Source organism: Peteryoungia ipomoeae, assembly GCF_004912165.1.
GTDB classification, from domain to species: domain Bacteria; phylum Pseudomonadota; class Alphaproteobacteria; order Rhizobiales; family Rhizobiaceae; genus Allorhizobium; species Allorhizobium ipomoeae.
The window spans coordinates 42,402-60,826 of record NZ_STGV01000008.1; the positions used below are offsets into that span (position 1 = coordinate 42,402).

15 protein-coding genes are annotated in these 18,425 nt (G+C 61.6%); 1 reads left to right on the top strand and 14 read right to left on the bottom strand.

The annotated features are described in order from the left end of the window. The first annotated feature begins 38 nt into the window (after window positions 1-38). Window positions 39-545: a DUF2231 domain-containing protein gene (locus FAA97_RS19385; protein ID WP_136600227.1), complete on the top strand. Its 507-nt coding sequence runs from the start codon at window positions 39-41 to the stop codon at window positions 543-545. Here FAA97_RS19385 and FAA97_RS19390 read toward each other — a convergent pair. From FAA97_RS19390 to FAA97_RS19455, 14 genes are all read right to left on the bottom strand, one after another. Continuing rightward, window positions 523-1,011 (bottom strand): CopD family protein, encoded by a 489-nt coding sequence (locus tag FAA97_RS19390; protein WP_246041585.1) that lies wholly within the window; start codon window positions 1,009-1,011, stop codon window positions 523-525. The two genes, FAA97_RS19385 and FAA97_RS19390, sit on opposite strands and share 23 nt — an antisense overlap. Before the next feature lie 8 nt (window positions 1,012-1,019). Continuing rightward, entirely contained in the window at window positions 1,020-1,766 is a 747-nt protein-coding gene (locus FAA97_RS19395) for a cytochrome c oxidase assembly protein (protein ID WP_136600229.1), read from the bottom strand. Between the two features lie 127 nt (window positions 1,767-1,893). Beyond that, window positions 1,894-4,215, bottom strand: coding sequence for an FdhF/YdeP family oxidoreductase (locus FAA97_RS19400; protein ID WP_136600230.1), 2,322 nt, complete (start codon window positions 4,213-4,215; stop codon window positions 1,894-1,896). 129 nt (window positions 4,216-4,344) lie between these two features. Next, a complete protein-coding gene (locus tag FAA97_RS19405) occupies window positions 4,345-5,115 on the bottom strand; it encodes an iron ABC transporter ATP-binding protein (RefSeq protein WP_136600231.1) in 771 nt (256 codons plus the stop codon). Continuing rightward, window positions 5,112-6,056 carry an iron chelate uptake ABC transporter family permease subunit gene (locus tag FAA97_RS19410; protein WP_136600232.1) on the bottom strand — a complete coding sequence of 315 codons (945 nt, stop codon included), beginning with the start codon at window positions 6,054-6,056 and terminating at the stop codon, window positions 5,112-5,114. The genes FAA97_RS19405 and FAA97_RS19410 overlap by 4 nt, the downstream gene beginning before the upstream one ends. Continuing rightward, window positions 6,049-7,026 (bottom strand): ABC transporter permease, encoded by a 978-nt coding sequence (locus FAA97_RS19415; RefSeq protein ID WP_136600233.1) that lies wholly within the window; start codon window positions 7,024-7,026, stop codon window positions 6,049-6,051. The genes FAA97_RS19410 and FAA97_RS19415 overlap by 8 nt, the downstream gene beginning before the upstream one ends. Continuing rightward, window positions 7,026-7,937, bottom strand: coding sequence for a siderophore ABC transporter substrate-binding protein (locus tag FAA97_RS19420; RefSeq protein ID WP_136600234.1), 912 nt, complete (start codon window positions 7,935-7,937; stop codon window positions 7,026-7,028). The genes FAA97_RS19415 and FAA97_RS19420 overlap by 1 nt, the downstream gene beginning before the upstream one ends. A 36-nt stretch (window positions 7,938-7,973) precedes the next feature. Further along, the gene (locus tag FAA97_RS19425) at window positions 7,974-9,287 is read right to left on the bottom strand and encodes a DUF6005 family protein (RefSeq protein ID WP_136600235.1); all 1,314 of its coding nucleotides are present in this window, start codon (window positions 9,285-9,287) and stop codon (window positions 7,974-7,976) included. Beyond that, window positions 9,284-10,552, bottom strand: a complete 1,269-nt coding sequence (locus FAA97_RS19430; RefSeq protein WP_136600236.1) for an AMP-binding protein — start codon at window positions 10,550-10,552, stop codon at window positions 9,284-9,286. Before FAA97_RS19430 ends, FAA97_RS19425 begins: the two co-directional genes overlap by 4 nt. Beyond that, complete coding sequence (locus FAA97_RS19435) at window positions 10,549-12,273, bottom strand: IucA/IucC family protein (RefSeq protein ID WP_136600237.1); 1,725 nt, start codon at window positions 12,271-12,273, stop codon at window positions 10,549-10,551. The genes FAA97_RS19430 and FAA97_RS19435 overlap by 4 nt, the downstream gene beginning before the upstream one ends. After that, window positions 12,257-14,047: an IucA/IucC family protein gene (locus tag FAA97_RS19440; protein WP_136600238.1), complete on the bottom strand. Its 1,791-nt coding sequence runs from the start codon at window positions 14,045-14,047 to the stop codon at window positions 12,257-12,259. The genes FAA97_RS19435 and FAA97_RS19440 overlap by 17 nt, the downstream gene beginning before the upstream one ends. Window positions 14,048-14,198: 151 nt before the next feature. Next, a complete protein-coding gene (locus tag FAA97_RS19445; RefSeq protein WP_136600239.1) occupies window positions 14,199-16,514 on the bottom strand; it encodes a TonB-dependent receptor plug domain-containing protein in 2,316 nt (771 codons plus the stop codon). 137 nt (window positions 16,515-16,651) lie between these two features. Next, the gene (locus FAA97_RS19450; protein ID WP_136600240.1) at window positions 16,652-17,596 is read right to left on the bottom strand and encodes a FecR family protein; all 945 of its coding nucleotides are present in this window, start codon (window positions 17,594-17,596) and stop codon (window positions 16,652-16,654) included. Window positions 17,597-17,730: 134 nt separating this feature from the next. Beyond that, complete coding sequence (locus FAA97_RS19455; RefSeq protein ID WP_136600241.1) at window positions 17,731-18,246, bottom strand: sigma-70 family RNA polymerase sigma factor; 516 nt, start codon at window positions 18,244-18,246, stop codon at window positions 17,731-17,733. Window positions 18,247-18,425: the final 179 nt, after the last annotated feature.

Below are 18,425 nucleotides of genomic sequence, written 5' to 3' on the forward strand. Positions count from 1 at the left end.
GCTCGCTCCGACCTTTTCAACGCGAATGGAGGATGCCCATGGCCGAAACATCTGACGCGGATACCGCAAACCCTGTCATCGAGCAGCTGGAGAAGGAAGACAAGACCTCGGCGGTCGCCGTTGCCGGTCATCCTCTCCATGCCATGAGCGTGCATTTTCCGATCGCTCTGGTGTTCGGCACGCTGGCAGCCGATGTGTTCTACTGGTTCAGTGCCGATCCCTTCTGGTTGCGGGTCGGGCTCTGGAGCGCAGGGACGGCATTTCTCGCGGGTGTTGCCGCCGGCATCGTCGGCACTGCGGAACTCCTTCTCGTTCCTGGCATTCGTGCACGGGCTGCGAGCTGGGCGCATGCAATCGCCGCTGTCACGCTGATCTCTGTTGCCGGTGCCAATTGGGGCCTGAGACTGGTCGATCCGGATGCGGTTCTGCCGCATGGCATGCTCCTGTCGTGTCTCGCCGCCGTGTTGACGGGTATTGCTGGATGGCATGGGGGCAAGCTGATTTTCGATCACGGTATCGGCCTCATGGTGTCGCCCAAGGATTGATCGGCGCGAGCAGCCGCTGGAGCCCGCCAGGTTCCGACATGACGGAGGGGAGTGACCAGTCCGGGGCCTGCTTGGCGAGGACCAGAACGAGGATGGCGAGCACCACCGCGCAGCAACTCGCTGTTGCGACCACGAAGCGCCATACGGGATAGACCTCGCCCTCGCGAAAAAGCTTGATGACCACCAGGCCAGAGAAGACGTGGAAAACGGCAAGCAGACCGACGAATGCCAGCTTCCAGGAAAACCACGGAGAGAAGACCTCTCGCAAAAAGCTGAGCCCTATGCCGCTTGCGACCGCAACAAAGGCCGCCGGCGATATCAGCGCCACGAAGGCAAATCGCGTCATCCGCTGCATGCGGTAAAGCGCATCTTTGTCTCTTACATGCGCTCTCTGCACATAGAGGCTGGGCAGGCTGATGAGACCGGCTGTCCAGATGGCAATCGCTGCGATGTGAACGAATTTCAACAGGGCAATCATCGGCTGGAGGCCTCGCCGTCGAGGCCGCGACCGGCAAAGACACGGCGCAGGATGAGAAGCGCAGCAAATAGATAGGGAAGTGCTGCCGGCACCCACATCAACAGCCCGGCCAGTTGCTGATCGGCCAGTGGCGAAAGTCCAAAGGCGAGGGTCGTATCCATATGTGCGGCGAAAAGCGGTTGGCGCGAGAAGGTGAGAAGTGCACCCAGCATGCCCATCTGCAAGGTCGTTCCAAGCAGGAGCGCGATGGCCGAGCCCGCCGCGCGCCGTGGGGAAACGATATCAGCCCAGAGCCAGATGGCTGATCCAATCAGGCTGAGCTCCATCAACCAGTAGATAACAGGTGACGAGAGCGCCAATAGGTAGGGCTCCGGCGCATGCCAGAACCACATCGAAAGTGTGTGCACGAGGAACGAAAGCTGCGGCGGAAGGCGTCGCCCCGGTCGCAATCTTAAGGGGATCGCCATCACGATGAGGGGACCAAGGACAGAGACAATCAGGATGTGATGGAAAATGCGGGCGGAAAACAGCGCCGAGGCGAGAGCGCAGAGAGGCGAAACGAACGCGATCAGCATGATGATGAGTGCGGCAATTGCCGCCAGTCGCTGCCGTGACCCGCTCGCTAACGTGATCAGGATCGCGAAAGCCGCGGCGATCATGAGAAGCAGCGGAGGGTCAAAATTCCACGCACTCCAGACTGCATCAGGGGTGGGCGCAGGGCCGCAATATATGTCCAGGTTCATCGTCCCCCCACTCGGCTCCAGTCCTGATCTGTCGCTTGCCGCGCTCGGTCGACCAGTTACGGGCCGGTGCAGCAGCTGCCTTGCGGAAGGCAACACGCCTGGGGCCGAATTGTTCCATAGGTCCTGATCAGGACGACGGCTTGTCTGCTCCCGGGAAAGACAATCTTGCCTCACCGTTGCGCTTGATCCTGACCGGCACGGACTTATAGGCCGGGGTCTTCGACGCGCGGTCATGATGTGACAGGGGGACGAGTGGATTGAGTTCCGGATAGTAGCCAGCCACGCAGCCATCCGGGAGATCGAATGGCATGATCTCCAGGCCGGTAACGCGACGATCGATATCATCTTCTGCATCGCATACCACGGTGACCCGCTCTCCCACGGCCAGCCCGAGCCGGTCGATTTCGCCGGGGTTGATCAGCAACACGTCACGCTTGCCTTCGATGCCGCGCAGCCGGTCGCTATAGCCATAAATCGTGGTGTTGAACTGATCGTTGCTGCGCAGCGTGATGAGGGTGAACCGCTCAGGCGCTGTTTGGTAGCCAGTCGCCGAAAGCATCTCCGGAGTCACGAATTCGGCCTTGCCGCTTTCCGTCTTCCATTGCCGCTCGCGGGCGGGATGGCCGCGATAGAAGCCGCCCGGCGTGAACAAGCGGGCATTGAAGTCCCGGAATTCGTCGGGATAGGTTTTCTCGATCAGGTCACGCACGGCGGCGGTATCGCGGGCCCAGTTGCCCCAGGGCATGTTCGGGTTCGGCGGAAGTGTCGCCTCAGCGAGGCGGCTGACAATCTCTATCTCGGACTTCAGGTCTTTGCTGGCCGGCGTACGCTTGCCGACCGAACCATGCACGCAGCTGAGGCTATCCTCCATTGAGACCACCTGCGGCTTGCCGGTCAGCAGATCCATTTCGCTGCGCCCAAGGCAGGGCAGGAGATACGCGATCTCGCCATTGATCAGGTGGCTACGATTGAGCTTGGTTGCGATCTGCACCGTCAGGCGCATGCGCGGCCACGCCTCTTCCATCGCTCTCTGCTCAGGAACGGCGCGCAGAAAATTGCCGCCGAGGCTGATAAAGGCGCTCACCTCGCCTTTCAGGATGGCTTCGCAGGCCTCGACCGTATTCATGCCCTTTTCCCGTGGCGGCGCAAAATCGAAAAGCTCTGCCAGTCGATCAAGCGGCACAAGCTCCGGTTTTTCCGCAATGCCGACGGTGCGTTGACCCTGAACATTGGAGTGACCGCGCACAGGCGAAATGCCGGCGCCCTTGCGCCCGATATTGCCCTTCATCAGCAGCAGGTTCACATAAGTTGCGATGTTTTCGAAGCCGTGCATGTGCTGGGTCAGGCCCATGCCGTATATGCCGATGGCATTCTCAGCCTCGACATAGACCGTGCCCGCCGCCTCGATGGCGGCGCGGGTGACGCCGGAGACCTCTTCGATGTCCGACCAGTCGAGCGATCGCAGACGTGCCTCGAAGGCTTCGAACCCAGTGGTATGTTCGGCGATAAACGCGTGATCGATGATCTGCCTGTCATCCGCACGCGCTGCATCATCGGCGGCAAGAACGTGCTTGCAGAGCCCCAGGAGAACCGCGATGTCGCCGCCCGGCTTGACTTGGTGATACTGGCAGGACAGCGCGGTCTCATGGCCGCTGACCATGGCTGTCGGTTCCTGAGGATTGATCATGCTTTCAAGGCCGCGCTCGCGCACGGGATTGAAGGTGACGATCTTGCAGCCGCGCCGCACGGCTGCCTGAAGCTGATGCAGGAAGCGCGGGCTGTTGGTGCCGGTGTTCTGCCCGAAGAAGAACAGTGCGTCGCAATGGTCGAAATCGTCGAGCACCACAGTGCCGACGGGCGAGCCAATGACCTTTTTCAACGTGACCGAGGTTGTCTCGTGGCACATGTTCGAGCTGTCGGGCAGGTTGTTGTGGCCGTAGGCTCGGGCGAACAAAGCCCAGCAGTAACTCGTCTCAAGGCTGGCGCGACCGGAGGTGTAGAAGACCGTTTTCTTGGGCTCCATGGCCCGCAATTCCTTGCCGATCTCGGCAAAGGCCTCATCCCAGGAGCAGGGAATGTAACGATCGCTGCGACTGTCATAGCGCAAGGGATGGGTCAGCCTGCCAAGCTGTTCAAGATCATGATCCGAGAAGCCGCGCAAGTCCGCAAGGGTGTGACGGGCAAAGACATCCAGGGTCGCCTTGCGGCTGGTCAGTTCCCAAAGGGTGGCCTTGGCGCCGTTTTCGCAGAACTCAACGGCCTTGTGGTTTGCCCGCTTCGTCCAGGCACAGGAGACACAGGCAAAGCCGCCGGGCTTGTTCTGCTCCAGGAGGGTCGCCATGGCGCCGGCGCTCACTCCTTCCTTGCCGGCTATCTCGGCGATCCCACGCAGCGAACCCCAGCCACCAGCGGGACCATCATAGGTTACCGTCTCATCGCGCTTTGCCATGTTCCATCGCCTCCAGGGTGGTGCCATCCTGGGGGAACTCGCGGATCAGACAATGGTTTCAATCCGGGGTAGGGTGAAGGGCAAGGCATGCTGATAAGCACCGTCCGGCGTAAGCGGCTGTGGGATCGGCTAGCGAACCGACCTTGCGTATTGCAGTGCGATCCGCATGCCCTGCGTTTCCACCACCTCGATGGCAAAGCCGTATATCGTCTCCAGCACCTCTGTACACATGATCTGGTTGGGCGGTCCATCGGCGGCAATCCGGCCATGTTTCATCGCAATGATCCGGTCGGCGCTTGCCGAGGCATGGTTGATGTCGTGCAGCACGATGACGATGGTGCGGCCCGTCTCGTCGGCCAGCCGGCGTAGTTCCAGCATCAACTGGCGGGCGTGATACATGTCGAGATTGTTCAGGGGTTCGTCGAGCAGGATGTAGTCGGTGTCCTGCGCATAGGTCATCGCCACCATCACGCGTTGCCGCTGGCCGCCGGAGAGCCGGTCGAGTGGGCGGTTGGCAAGCCCTTCCAGTTCGAAGCGGGCGAACGCCTCCTCCACCATGGCCTTGTCCTCGGCCGTCAGACGTCCGCCACTGTGGGGGAAGCGGCCGAAGCCAATCATCTCGCGCACGGTCACACGCGGCGGCGGTCCGGACTCCTGTCTCAGTATCGCGAGTTTCTTTGCCAGCACCTTGCCCGGTGTGGTGGCCACAGACAGGCCGTCAATGGTTACGCTGCCCTGTTTCAGCGGCAAGAGCCTTGCCGTGAGCGAGAGCAGCGTCGATTTGCCTGCCCCATTCGGACCGACCAGTGCGGTCAGCCCACCTTTGGGCAGGGTAAGGTCGATGCCATCGAGAACGCGTTGGCCCTCGCGATCAAGGCTCACGGATTGAATGTCGATCATCGGGTGCGCCTCGCAAACAGAAGCAGGATAAAGACAAGGCCGCCGACAAAATCGACGACGATAGAGAGGGTGCCTGCTTGGCCAAGCCCGTGCTGCAGCAGCGTCTGGCCGCCGACCAGCACAATCACGCCGAGCAGGCTTGCCACGACAAAAACACCGGCATGGCGGCGCGAGGCCGTCAGCCGCTCGGCCAGCGCCGCGATCAGCAGACCGAAAAAGGTAACGGGGCCGACCAGGGCTGTGGAGACCGCGACCAGCAGCGACACCACCAGGAGGTGGATCATGATCTCGCGGTTCCAGGCGATGCCGAGGCCAATCGCCGTGTCGCGTCCAAGGGCTGCGATGTCGAGCTGGTGCCGGCGCGAGACGAGGAAAGCGCTGGCGAGCATGGTGATCAGGCCGGCGATCATCAGCAGGTCGGTGTTCGGGGACGAGAAGTTGGCATACATCGCCCGCTGCGCCACCGCGAATTCCTGCGGATCGATCAACCTGGCCAAAAGGTTGGTCAGGCTGCGGAAGAGGCCACCGATGACGACGCCGGCGAGCAACATCAAGGTGAGGTCCATCCGGCTTTTCAGCGCCGGCCAGAGGATGACCATAGCCAGCAGCATCAGGGCGGAGGTCTCCATGCCGAATTTCAGATGCGGCGAGAGCGAGACATAGCCCAGCCCGCCAAGCGTAAAGACGAGGGCTGCCTGACCAAACTGGTAAAGCGCATCGAGCCCCATGATCGAGGGCGTGAGGATACGGTTGCCGGTGATCGTCTGGAAAGTAACGGTCGACAGCGCAATGGCGACGGCGACTGTCACCAGGGCTGCAAGCCGGATGCCGCGCAGCTCCAGGGCAAAAGCGACGTTGCCGCGCAGGTTTATCGTCATGAAGGCGGCGATGGCGAAGAGCGCCAGACAGAGGAGCACTGCAATCACGACCCGGTCACGCATCGCGTCTCTCCCGAAGGATGAACCAGAGAAAGACGGCCGGTCCGATGACGCCCATCACGGTGCCCACGGGGATTTCGTAGGGAAAGCGGATGACGCGACCGGCGATGTCGGAGGCGAGCACAAGGATTGCGCCGCCGAGTGCCACGAGCGGCAGCGTGCCACGCAGATTGTCGCCCGAGATGCGTGAAACGAGATTTGGGACGACAAGGCCTACAAAGGGTATGAGCCCGACGACGACGACCGAGAGCGCCGACATGATGGAGACCAGCACCAGCCCGATCTGGGTCATGCGGCGATAGTCGATGCCGAGGCTGGTCGCCTGGTCCTCGCCGAGTGCCATGATCGTCAGCCGGTCGGCAATCAGGATCGCGGCTGCGACGATGACGACGGCGATGAAGAGCAGTTCGTAACGGCCCTTCAACACGCCGGAAAACTCGCCATTGGTCCAGATATCGAGATATTGCAGCAGGTCATTCTGCCAGGCGACGTAGGTGACGGCAGCCCCAACCACGCCGCCATAGACAAGGCCGAAGAGCGGCACGAGATGCGGCTGTTCCGGCGGCAGGCGATGGGCGGTGGCGAGGAACAGCGCGGTGCCGGCCATGGCGCTGCCACTTGCAACCAGTGCCTTCACGCCCAGACCCGCTGCCGGCAGGAAGAGCGTCACGATCAGGATGCCGAGCGCTGCACTCTGGGCGGTGCCTGCCGTTGAGGGCTCGACGAAACGGTTGCGCGTCAGCGTCTGCATGATCTGCCCGGCGACCGCAAGGCCTGCACCACAGAGGACTGCGGCCAGCGTGCGCGGCAGACGGCTGATCGAGAGCAGCTCGGCAAGCGGCATCGCCCCATCAGTGCCGGAAATCGAAAGCTCCTGCACGCCGATTGCCATGCTCATGACGATGAGAAGCGCCAGACAGAGCCCGGCGCCGATCATTGCACGACGACGTCCTACATCAGCGATGGCAAACATCACTGGCTGGCGGAAAAGCCGGCTTCAATCGTCGCCAGCACCCGTTCGGTGGCCTTCAAGCCTCCGGCTGCGATGTAGAAATCCGCCGAGGGCAGGTAGATCACCTGGCCGCTCTTCCAGGCCGTAGTTCCAGCAACCAGCGCATTGTCGAGCGTCGCCTTGGCATTCTGGTCGTTTGCGCCAATGGCTGCCGCGCGGTCGAGCACCAGCAGCCAGTCGGGATTGGCCTTGGCGATGAATTCGAAGGAGACCGGCTCACCATGGGTGGCGGCCTCGACGTCTTCCACTGCTGGCGGCAGGTCGAGCGCCTTGTGCACCCAACCGAAGCGGGAATCGACACCGTATGCGGTGATTTTCGGCCCGTTGGTCATCAGGATCAGGCCCTTGCCCTTGCCCTGAATGGCGGCCTTGGCGCGGGCAAGTGCTGCGTCGAATTCAGCAACGGCCTTCTCGGCCTCAGCTTGCTTGCCAAAGATCGCGCCATAGGTCGTGGCGCGCTCACGCGCCTGCTCGATGACATCGATGCCGTCCATGGTCATGTCGAGCGAGGGCGCGACCTTGACCGTCTCCTTCTCCTTGCCGGAGGAGCGGCCGCCGAGGATGATGAGGTCGGGCTCAAGCGCGCTCAAAGCCTCGAGATCGGGTTCGAAGATGTCGCCGACGACCTCGGCCTTGCCTTTGAGCTCCGAGAGTTCGGAGAGGTAAAGGTTCTCCGGGATGCCTGCGGGCATGACGCCGATCGCCAGCAGCGTGTCGAGGGCGGCGATATCGAAGACGGCAACCTTCGACGGCGTGCCCTCGACGGTAACCTTGCCGGCATAGGTCTCGACGTCGAGCGCAACCGCCGGCAAAGCGGCGAGGCAAAGGCTGGCGGCAATCAGCGCGCGGCGGGTGAAGTGGCGAATGCTCATGGCTGTCTCTCCGAAACGTAAGCAGGTGGTCATGGATCAGGCCAGCGCTTTCAGGCGTGGGCTATCTGCGTCCTGAAAGCCGGCGCTCCAGGCGTCGAACGCGGCACCAAGGCGGGTCTTGATGGCGGTCTCGAAGCGGTCGGCCCGGTCGAGCCGGCGCTCGACATCCTCGATCAGCCGTCGGTCGCCCGTCTGCGCCAGTTTCATGGCGGTAAAGTGGATGTTTTTCAACTCCTGGTGCAGCGCTTCGATTTCGTTACACCAATGCTCGAATTCGCTGTTGCCGAGCTTGGCCGCCCGCCAGACAAAGGCAAAGCCATGCTCATAGGCATATTTGCGGATGGCGAGAACCGGCAGCTCGCGCAGGCCAGAGGTAAGATCGGAGAGTACCAGACCGTCTCGCCCTTCGACATGGGCGGCAAGAACCGATCGCAGTGCTTCGATGAGCGGATTGCGCGCGCGGATCAGGCATTCGTTCAGATAGGCCACCACATCGGCATCATCCGCCGGCTGGAAGGCGGCGCGGTCGAAATGATAGCCGCCGGCAACCGTCGGCTGGGCAATCGCGTTCAACACCTTCGCGCGTTCGATCGGCCCTTCCCAGCGATAGTCGGGGTCGCGGATGAACCAGACATCCGCGTCCTCGGTCATTTCCGGCATCAGGTAATGCGGGAAGGGGTTCTGGTTGAACTTGTTCTCCCGCTCCGGCAGATGGAAGAGGTCGAGCATCACCATCACGCCTTCGGTTTCGCTGCGTTTTTCCAGCAGATCGAGGAAGGCCGCGACATTCTCGTCCTTCGAGCGGGCGTGGTCGTACCAGGGCGTCACGGGCGCGCGGTAGAGGCGCTCGAACCAGAGACGGAAGGGCTCATGGCTGACGGTGGCGTCGTGATAGAGCAGCTCGTGGCGCGGGCTTATCCCGAAGGGCGCATCCCAGATGCCGAAATAGAAGGGCCGGTGATCGATGCCGCGCCGCTTCAAGCCGTCGCAAAGGCAGCTGACGAAGCAGTGCACCTTGATGTCGTAATATTCCTCGCCATGCACCCCGCCTTCGAATTCCGGCATGGGCTCTGCGGCAGGTTCCGGTTCAGCGGGTGCCGTGTCGTCTTCAGGCAGGAAGAGATCGGCGAGATCGGCCACCGTCACCACATCCTTGCGGCTGATCACGGCGTCGTCGACCATCAGCCCGTGTTCGAGCTCGAGATTGAGGAAGATCTGCAGGATCAGCACGGAATCGAGATAGAGATCCTGGTTGAGCCGCGCCGCCGGCGAAAATGCCTCCATATGCCGATGCTGCATGGGGCCGGCCAACACTTGCGCAATGGCGTCGATGATGTCGCTTCGGGTCACGAGGCGCGCTCCTTCTGATCGTTGAATTCGCCGGCCAAAAAGCGCCTGGCAATTTCGCGGCGGCTGATCTTGCCGTTCGCCTGGCGGGGTACCTCGCCCACCTGCACCAAATGCATCGGCACCTGGTGCGGTTGGAGGAGGGCAATCAGCTTCTCGCGCAACTCGGTGGATGGCAGGTTCCTGTTCGCCGAATAGACGAGCGCCACGCGCTCGCCGGCAAAGCTGTCCGGCACACGGAAAGCCACCGCATCTGTTACACCGTCGACGGCAATCGCCTGGTCCTCGACATCGCGCGGATAGACGTTGAGGCCCGAGACATTCACCGTGTCATCGAGCCTGGAGACGAAGACGAGCATACCGTCGGCTCTGACATAGCCGAGATCTTTTGTCTCGATCCGGGCATGGCCCTGAAGCACGATTTCGACCGGCGCATCCGCGGTGCCTGTTTCGGCGACCGAGAAGCGCGGCAGAATGCGGCCCATGTCGGCGGGATGCGTGAGGTCGCTGTTGATGGCAACGCAGCCAGCCTCCGAGCAGCCATATTGCTGGTAGAAACGCTCGCACTTGGCGCGGATGGTCGAAAACCAGCTCTCCGGCAACAGCGTGCCCGAGGTCATGATCGCATGCACCTTTTCGCCTAATGGCAGCAAGCGCGCCAATGTGTGCAGCATGGCGGGCGAGGAATAGAGGATCGGTCGCTCGGTTTCCCTGAGGACCCTGATCAGGTGTTTGGGATTTCCGGTGTTCACCACATGCGACACGCGCCCGCGCTTCAATCCCACCAGGAGACCGCAGATCAGCCCGTAGGAATGGGTGGTCGGGCAGGCGACGACAGGCGTCATGTCCTGGGGCTCGCGGAAGAAGCAGACGTAGTCCTCAAGCTCCCGCTCTATATCGTCCCATCCGCGCGCCACGCATTTGGCGGCACCCGTGGTGCCGGAGCTCATCTGCAAAAGCCGTCCCCTCGGGCTGTCGTCGTCGGGCTCGCCCAGCCATTCGGCTGTCGTCCCGCCGTGGAATAGCCGGTGGCAGCCGGCCTCCTTGGCGAGCTTGCGGGCGGTCGCAAGCGGCGTGCCGGGCAGAAGCGGCAGGATGCTCGCGCCGAGCTGCCGGATGGCGAAGAAGGCCGAGAGCCAGTCGACCGTCTCGTCGAAACAGACAGCGACGCTGAGGCGCGGGTCAACGATGCCCGTTGCGGCGAGGAAGGCCGTGGCCCTCTCGTTGATCTGTGCCTCGCTATGGAAAGTCCCGTCGATGAGGATCATGGCTGGTCGCTCCGTTCTCTGGGGCCAAGCGGATTGGGCACCCGGTGGCGATAGAGGCTGCGATCGCGAAAGAGCTTGCGCGACAGCAGCGATTCCGTCGAAATTTCGGGCTGGTCATGGGCAAAGAGCGAAAGCCGCGCCTCGTCGGCATACTGCTCGCCGTAGCCATCGAGCAGCTCGCTGACCATGCTCCAGAACGCGTGCTCCGTGAGCCCATAGGCCGTCTCGATCAACAGCGAGACCTCCGTGAGGCAGTAGATGAACAGGCAGTCCATCACCAGCTCGCGCAGCTCATTGGCATGGTCGGTCCAGTAATAGGCATCCGACGGCGCCCCCTCATAGACGGGGTCGATGGCCACAAAATTCGGCAGATCCTGAGGGCGGCGCAGAAGCGCCGGGCAAAATTCGACGCTCTCGTGAAAGTCGCGCAGGATCAGCCGCTCGGGCCAGCCGTTGCGCAACACGAGGATCATGTTCTGTCCATGCGCTTCCAGTGCGACGCCGTGGTGGACCATCAGATGCCAGACCGGCAGGATAGCCACTTCCAGCATGCGCTGGAGCCAGGGACGAAGGCCATGCTGTGCGATCCACGGCGCGATGAAGGGCTGGCCATCCGCCTCCAGCATCATCAGCGCATTGAACGGCACGGCCTGTTCGCCGGGCCTGATCTTCGGGCTTTCGCGCAGCATCACGCCCAGTTTGCCATCGAGCGCGCCATGCGCGTCGACCCGAATTCCAGCATATTCCTGCAGCACCTCGACCGGATAGCGGCTGTTGAAATCCTCATCGCCTTCGATCAGTCCGGCTAGCCAGTGGCTAAGATGCGGCGCCGTCACGATCGAATGCGGCTCCAGCCCCCGCATGGACGACGTGTTGACGATATCGAGCGGCAGTTTCACATGCGCGCGGGTCGGATCGGCATGGTTGACGAGCGTCCTGATCGATTGCGTCGCGCGGTAGGGATCGCCGTTTTCGCCGAGCGAGGTCACGCGTCCGTCGGCGATCCAGTCGGCCAGAAGCCCGTCCTTCAGATGCCGCCACTGCCAGGGATGAATCGGCACCAGCGCATGGCTTTCGTGCGACAAACCCTTGCGCTTCATCCGCGACAGCACCCGGGCGGCATGGCCTTCGCCGAGTTCGTCTTGCCAAAACTGATCGGAATCGCAAGGCAGGGCTTCGCGTACATGCTGTCGTTCGACGGCAAGCCAGTGCAGGCGGAAAGCTCGCCCTGCCTCCGGCCCAAACAGGGCATTGTCGTCGAGGCTGAAGCCGGTGCGCGACTTGAAACACGGATGGTAGGGATGTGCTTCGGCTAGCGCGCAATCCAAGCGATCGAAGGAGAGGGCACGCCGGTCCGAGACGGTCGTGACGATCCCATCCTGATCGAGGAAGCGGATCGTGCTTTTGAGTTCGTCAAGCAAGGTCTTTCGCGACGCCTCGGGTGCGGGCAAGACATCGATGAGCCTGTTGAGGTCCCCAAGCGTCCAGCCGCGGGTCTCGGGGCAGCGGAGTTCGATGGAGCCGGGTGTGAGGCGTGGCCGGCCGAAGGGACCCCTTCGAAGCGCCGCGCGGGCCTCGCCAGCGCCAATTTGAAGGTTTGTCGTACCGTCATTCGCGCCGCGACTGTCGCTTAATGCTATTCCTTCAAAAAGCAGCGCCGAGACGAGTTGCCGAAGGACGCGCTCTTCCGGCTGTGCCGGCAGATCAAGAGGCAAGGGCATCGGCAAGCCTCGCGGTCTTGATGTGGGCGGGATGCAGCGGGTTCGGCATTTCGCGATAGAGGGCCATGCCAGTGCCCCCTTCCAGTTCGTCTATGCCGGCGACACGCACGCCGAGATTGGCCTTTGTGGTGATGGTCCGGTTGTCGAGCAGGTGGCGGACGAGATCGAGCCCGCTGCCGTGCAAGGTCTTCGACAATGTGGTCAAATGGCCGCGCAGCTTGCCCAGAAGGTGCGCCTCATCGGCCAGGCCTTCGGCATTCATCCGCTGGATCACGGCAAAGACTTGATTGACGACAAGGTAATAACCGAAGCGACGGCGGATCTCGGTATCGGGATAGAAGAGATCGTTCACGTCGGCGAGATCGGGCAGGAGGTTCGTCAGCCCCTGCCGGTGCCGCTCCGAGAGATAGAAGCCCTGGCTGTCGCGATAGATCACTTTCGACGGCCAGCCCTGGGCAACATCCACCAGCATGTTCTGCTGATGCGCTTCGAGCGCGATGCCTGTCTCGTCATAGAGGCGGACAAGGGCCGTCACGGCGCAGTCGAGATAGCGGTCGAACCACTGATGGGCGGCCTCGGTCTTTGCCAGTCCCGCCTCTCCGGCCAGCCGCTCGATGAGCGCCGCAAGCCGCTGGCGCCGACCGGGAAGGGCCGGTGCCGTCAGCGCCGCAAGGCTGATCACGCCTTCGCCCTTCTCGCCGCGATAGGGGTTTTCCCGCAAGATCACCTCGAAGCCGCTTTCGCTCGATCCCGGCAGATCGAGGGTGAGATAGGCGGGATCGCGGAGGAAGCCGAGCTTCGGCAGCCGGGTCTCAAGGTCGAGCAGGTCGACCAGCTGCGCCATCACCACCCCGGCCTCCAGCTCATGGGCGCGGTTGAGCCTCAGCGAATTGGTGATCTTCACCGGCAGCGAGAATTTCAGCATCCAGTCGCAGTCGTCAGAGGCGACGGTGCGCACGGAAGATGTCGCGGTGAACTTGACGCCACCGCTGCCGAGCAGGCGTAGCTCGCCCTCAGCCATCAGCGCCTGGATCTGCGGCTGCAGCAGCAGCGCCTCGGCCTGCAGCGGATGCATCGGCAGGATCATTTCGTTGTCACCGAGTGGGTTCTCATCGAGCAGATCGCCCGCCATTTCACGAACGATCCCATCAAGATCGCCCGCGACCGAGCGGGCCCGGACCCTCTGCCGCGGTGCGGCGAAATAGGTGAGCGCAAAACGCCCGCCACCCTCCGGGGCATAGGTTGCCGACTGCCAGTCGCTCATGCCGGTCAGGCTCTTGGGTGTCGGATGCATCCAGTGGCCGAAGACGAGCGATTGTTCGCTTTCGATAAAGCCGTTGGGCCGGTTTTCGAGAGCGCGCTCACTCGCCTCTTCGGCCAAGCTCGCAATCCGGGCGCAGCTCTGCAGCGTGCGCAGCATCAGTTCGAGGCCGGCACCGGGACGGCTCTCGGCCTTGGTTTTTTCGCTGAGATCGTGGACCAGGCACTGGACGGCCCAGAGTGGATCGGTTGTATGCCAGACGCTTTCGCCGGGATGGCGGCTAAAGATTTGACCAAAGGCCTTTGGTCCGACCTGGCTGTCGGTGGCGACAACTGCCCGCAGATAAAGCCTGGGTGCCGACAGATACCAGTCGAGGCAGTCTCGCTCGCAGCCTTCAAGCGTCATGCAAGTGGTGCAGCCGGGATCGATCTCGCGGATATAGCAATTGGCGAAGCTCTGGAAGGTTGCAGCCGCGGCAATCGCGTGAGGGTTCGGGGTGTGGGCGCGCTGCATCAGGACGACGCCCCGCTATGCCGAAATACTGGTCCACGAAGACTGCAGCGGATAGCCCGCTTGGTATCCATGTCGCTCATCGAGGTGTTCCTCGTCACTCGATACACGTGAGCGCTGCGCCAGTCTCCTGGCGCAGCGCAGTCTCTCAGGGTCAGAAGGTTGCCTTGACTGAAACCAGGAAGGTGCGGCCCTGCTCATAGAGGGGGGTTACATCCGCTTCGAACTCCTGGCCGTAAGTGGCGCGGCTCGCATAGGTCTCGTTGAAGAGGTTCTGAACTTCCGCGCGGAACGTCATATGAGAGAGCTGCTCCGGCTTCCACTCGGTGTAAATGTTGACCACTTCATATGACTTGTAGGTGGTGTCGCCCGACTCGTATTTCGGTGCAAATTCCATATCACCGCCGATGGTCAGGCCCCATTCCGTGAATGTGTGAGCCGCGGAGAGGGTGATGATATCGCCCACGGGTGTCGCCAAGTAGTTTCCAGTATCAGAGTTCACTGGCTGCCCGTCGACTTCGCCGGTGATGTGCGCGTACTTCACCTTGATGAAGCCATCGACCCAGTCGTAGCCGACACCGAGTTCGTATCCTTCGGAGACGACGTCGTAGTTGAGGTTTGGATAGACAACGCCGGGGAGGCTGCCTGTGTATTTGGCCACACGAGCATTCTGGATGCTGCTGCGGAAGATGCTTGCTTCGGCTGTGTAGCCGCTATGGTGAAGCTCCAGACCCGCCATCACGTTGTTGGCCGTGGTCACGTCCGGTCCAGAAGCCGTATAATCCCAATTGGGATCCATGATAAAGCTCTCGGCAAGCGGAATGCCCGCCCAGACATGCGACGCGCCTGCTTTGGCGGTGAGGAAGCTCGTCAGATCGTATTCGACCGCAGCATTGCCGCTGATGCCCGCGTGATCCCATTCTTCGCCATTCACACCTTCAAACCACTGCTTGTCGACGCGACCGCCAAAAGAGATGCGGGTGTGATCGAAAGGTTCGAGCCTTGCCTGGCTATAGATGCCGATATTGGTCGCCTTCTCAGTTCCGTCATCCATCAGTGCGGGAACAGTGGTAACGCTATCGAGTTCGATCTGGTCGCGATAGAAATCGATACCGGCGACGATATTGCCGTTATCGAGTGCGAATTTGTTTTCGAACTTCCCGTTCAGACTCTGGCTTTCACCAATCGTCGGGTAGCTGGTCGGCCAGCCAGGTGTCGGTCTCGGATAGGCCATGGTGTCAACCAGGCTGGTGCTGTAGGCGAGCCGCACAGTCGGGTCCCACCAGCCCTCTGGTGTCGTGTCCGAATAGGTGAAGACCGTATTCTGGCGCTCCAGAAGATAGTTTCGGGTGGCGGGCTGCCATGGCCGCCCTTGGAAGATGCCGTTGGCACGAAATGGCCGTTCCGCATCATCACGCACGCGCTCATGGCTCAACTCAAAACGGTCACCCGATTCTGCTTCGTAGGCGACTTTGCCCAGGCCGCTGAGAAGATTGGTCTCGGTGCCCAAGACCTCTTCGCCATTGCCGGCTTCGAAGTTTCCGCCCTTGCCGTAGTTCACAAAACCGAGAAACTCGAAACCGTCCTGCATGGCCCAGCCGCCAAGGCCGGTGGTGAAGGTCTGGCTGTTTGAATTGTAGGTTTCGGAAACCATGCCGCCGAAGCCGTCTTCGGTCAGCATGTCCTTTACATCCTTGGTCTCGTAGGCAATGGAGCCCGCGAGTGCGCCGGGGCCTGCATCGGCGGGGGCAATCCCTGCATCGACGTTGACGGCTTTAAGCAGGGAGGGGTCGATCAGGTTCGTGGCGTTGTGGTGGAAGACCCGGTTGTTCTGGCGGCTGCCGTCGATCGTGACAGCGAGCGTCGTTTCTTCAAGGCCGTTGACATAGACCTTTTGCGAGGTCGGGATTGAACTGCCGACGCTGACACCGGCCTCATCACGGAATACGTCTGCAACGCTGGACGGGTTGCGTGCGGCCAGCTCCTCTGCACCGATATTGACCGAGGCCACGCTGGTCGCATCCCCCTGGCCGGTTACCGTGATTTCACCCAGCATTGTCGAAGCATCGGCGGCTGGCACGGCGCCGGTTGCGGCAGACGGCTGATCACCAACCACCACGACACCATTGCTGATGCGATAGGAGAGGCCGGTTCCGCCAAGAAGCCGAGAGAGAGCCGCCTCTGTGGTCAGGGTGCCAGATACGGCAGCAGAACTTGCGCCGCGAGCAGCGGCGGCCGGCAGCGAAACCTGCAGGCCCGCCTGGCGCCCGAAGGCTCTCAAGGCACTTGAGAGCGGCTGTGCGGGAATGTCAAAGCTGTGGGTGGCGGAAACCGCGCTGGCAGATTGCGCCAGGGCCGGCAGGCTGGAAGGGCCCGCAAACAAAACCAAGGCGCAGGCGGTCGTGGTCAGCAGGCGGCGCGATGCTGCCCCGATCAAGGCGCGATGCGTGGAAGATGTCTTAACTGTCATACTCGTCCCCAAAACAGAAACGGCCTCAGGCCGTGTTCGGGGTTAAATACGAGTGATAGAGGCAAGTTTTTCACGGGCCATCGAAATTTTTGCGTCAAAGGCCGGGAAATTGTTCTAATCTATTGATATAACGGTATTTATTTACGAGAAATGATACGGAGGTAGGGTGATATGGTCTGGACGTGCAAGCCGAACGGCGAGACCACAGCTGCCAGCGCCTGGTCCGGATTTTGAAGATCATAGAGCCCCGTTACCCGCAGCGACGCCAGATCCTCCGGCAGCCTGATCCAGGCTGGATGCTGACGCTCGATCAGGGCAACGACATCCCCGAGTGTCTCATCGCTCACGGAAAGCTTGCCCTCACGCCACAAGGCGATTTCGCCGGGATCGATACGACCGTGTTTGACCTCTCCGCTTCCCTTGGCGACCGTGACGACGTCGCCGGGTGAAAGGGGGATGGCGTCTTCTGCTCTCCCTGGTGTGAGGGAAATTGAGCCAGACGCCAATTCCACCCGCGTTCCCTCTTGCGTTTCCCGTACACCGAATGCTGTACCGAGCACGCGCACGGAAGCATTGCTTGCCTCGACGGTGAAGGGTCGTTGCGGATCGCGCGTCACCTCGAAATAGGCTTCCCCCGAAAGAAGTTTGATCCTGCGTAAGGCGGGATCAAAGCCTTCGGCAATGGCGGTTTCTGGTGCGAGTGTGACGCGCGATCCGTCGGCAAGCGTCACGACTTCCGTTTCACCGGCGCTCGTGCGGAAATCCGCTTCGAGTCGCATGCGCAGGGCGGGTCCAAAAATTACCGCCGCGAGGCCAGCGATCAGCAGGGTGGCCGTCGCGACGTAAGGCCGGCGGCGCGGTGTTCGCCGCGCGTTCCCTTCTGGCTGAACAAGCCTTGCCTTGATGAGCGGCGGCTGTTCGCCGAGCGCCGCCCAGGTGCGACAGATCCGGGTCCAGGCCGCAACATGCATATCCGATCTTTGCATCCAGGCCTGCCATTGCCGGTCAACCTCAGCATCCTGCGGCGTCTCGTTCATCCGCATGAGCCAGTCCATTGCTTCTTCGAGAAGCAATTCCCGCATTTGATCTGGATGCTGTTCGGTCGTCAAAGCTGGGTTGTCCCTGGTTATTTTCGTCGCATGCGGGCAGGGCGCTCGGGCACCGTCCTACTATAGACGATCAGCGCGGTAAGATTTTTCACGGGGAGCCAAGGATTTCAATGGGCAGCCTGATCGAGGGATAGGGCGATCTTTACCATGCCTGATTTGATCAGCCGATGGGCCGTCGCCACGGAGATATTCAATTCGGTGGCGATTGACTCCAAGGTCCAGCCCTCGATGCGGTAGAGTTGGATCGCGCGTCGCGCGTCTTGCGGCAGCGTCTCGAGCGCTTTTGAGGCCACGCGGACCTGATCACAGAACAGCACGGCCTCCTCCGGCGTACCGGTGTCCTGCGGGACAACCCAGAACGGTGGGTCGACATCGCGACCCCGGGTTTCAACCCTTCGGCGCTTTAGCTGGTCGAAGGCAAGGTTGCGCACGATGCTGTAGTAATAGGCCAAACGCTGACGTGGCGCATACTCATCGGTATCCGCTGGCTTCAGGCGTAAAAATGCATCCTGCACGATATCTTCCGCCAGGTCTCGCGATCCGATCAGCCGTGCGGCGTAATCGACGAGGGCCGGTCTGTGCTCAAGGAAAAATGCGACCTGACGCGGTGGTTGTGCGCTCATGCTCCGAATGCAGAATAAAAGTGGAATGAAAAACTCTTGTTTCTTTATCGCGCTCGGATCTGGAAAGCAAATGAAGTCTTCTCTCGTGGCGCGGCGAATGCTCCTGCCGCACGTGTGAGGCATGCGCTGTCGAGATCAGAACTCACGAAGTGCAGGCGGCATGAAACTGCCGCCTGACC

What these genes read in the sequence shown, in the direction of transcription:
- FAA97_RS19385 (WP_136600227.1), top strand. Translation starts at nt 39, where the DNA reads ATGGCCGAAACATCTGACGCGGATACCGCAAACCCTGTCATCGAGCAG.
- FAA97_RS19395 (WP_136600229.1), bottom strand. Translation starts at nt 1,766, where the DNA reads ATGAACCTGGACATATATTGCGGCCCTGCGCCCACCCCTGATGCAGTC.
- FAA97_RS19400 (WP_136600230.1), bottom strand. Translation starts at nt 4,215, where the DNA reads ATGGCAAAGCGCGATGAGACGGTAACCTATGATGGTCCCGCTGGTGGC.
- FAA97_RS19405 (WP_136600231.1), bottom strand. Translation starts at nt 5,115, where the DNA reads ATGATCGACATTCAATCCGTGAGCCTTGATCGCGAGGGCCAACGCGTT.
- FAA97_RS19410 (WP_136600232.1), bottom strand. Translation starts at nt 6,056, where the DNA reads ATGCGTGACCGGGTCGTGATTGCAGTGCTCCTCTGTCTGGCGCTCTTC.
- FAA97_RS19415 (WP_136600233.1), bottom strand. Translation starts at nt 7,026, where the DNA reads ATGTTTGCCATCGCTGATGTAGGACGTCGTCGTGCAATGATCGGCGCC.
- FAA97_RS19420 (WP_136600234.1), bottom strand. Translation starts at nt 7,937, where the DNA reads ATGAGCATTCGCCACTTCACCCGCCGCGCGCTGATTGCCGCCAGCCTT.
- FAA97_RS19430 (WP_136600236.1), bottom strand. Translation starts at nt 10,552, where the DNA reads ATGATCCTCATCGACGGGACTTTCCATAGCGAGGCACAGATCAACGAG.
- FAA97_RS19435 (WP_136600237.1), bottom strand. Translation starts at nt 12,273, where the DNA reads ATGCCCTTGCCTCTTGATCTGCCGGCACAGCCGGAAGAGCGCGTCCTT.
- FAA97_RS19440 (WP_136600238.1), bottom strand. Translation starts at nt 14,047, where the DNA reads ATGCAGCGCGCCCACACCCCGAACCCTCACGCGATTGCCGCGGCTGCA.
- FAA97_RS19445 (WP_136600239.1), bottom strand. Translation starts at nt 16,514, where the DNA reads ATGACAGTTAAGACATCTTCCACGCATCGCGCCTTGATCGGGGCAGCA.
- FAA97_RS19450 (WP_136600240.1), bottom strand. Translation starts at nt 17,596, where the DNA reads ATGCGGGAATTGCTTCTCGAAGAAGCAATGGACTGGCTCATGCGGATG.
- FAA97_RS19455 (WP_136600241.1), bottom strand. Translation starts at nt 18,246, where the DNA reads ATGAGCGCACAACCACCGCGTCAGGTCGCATTTTTCCTTGAGCACAGA.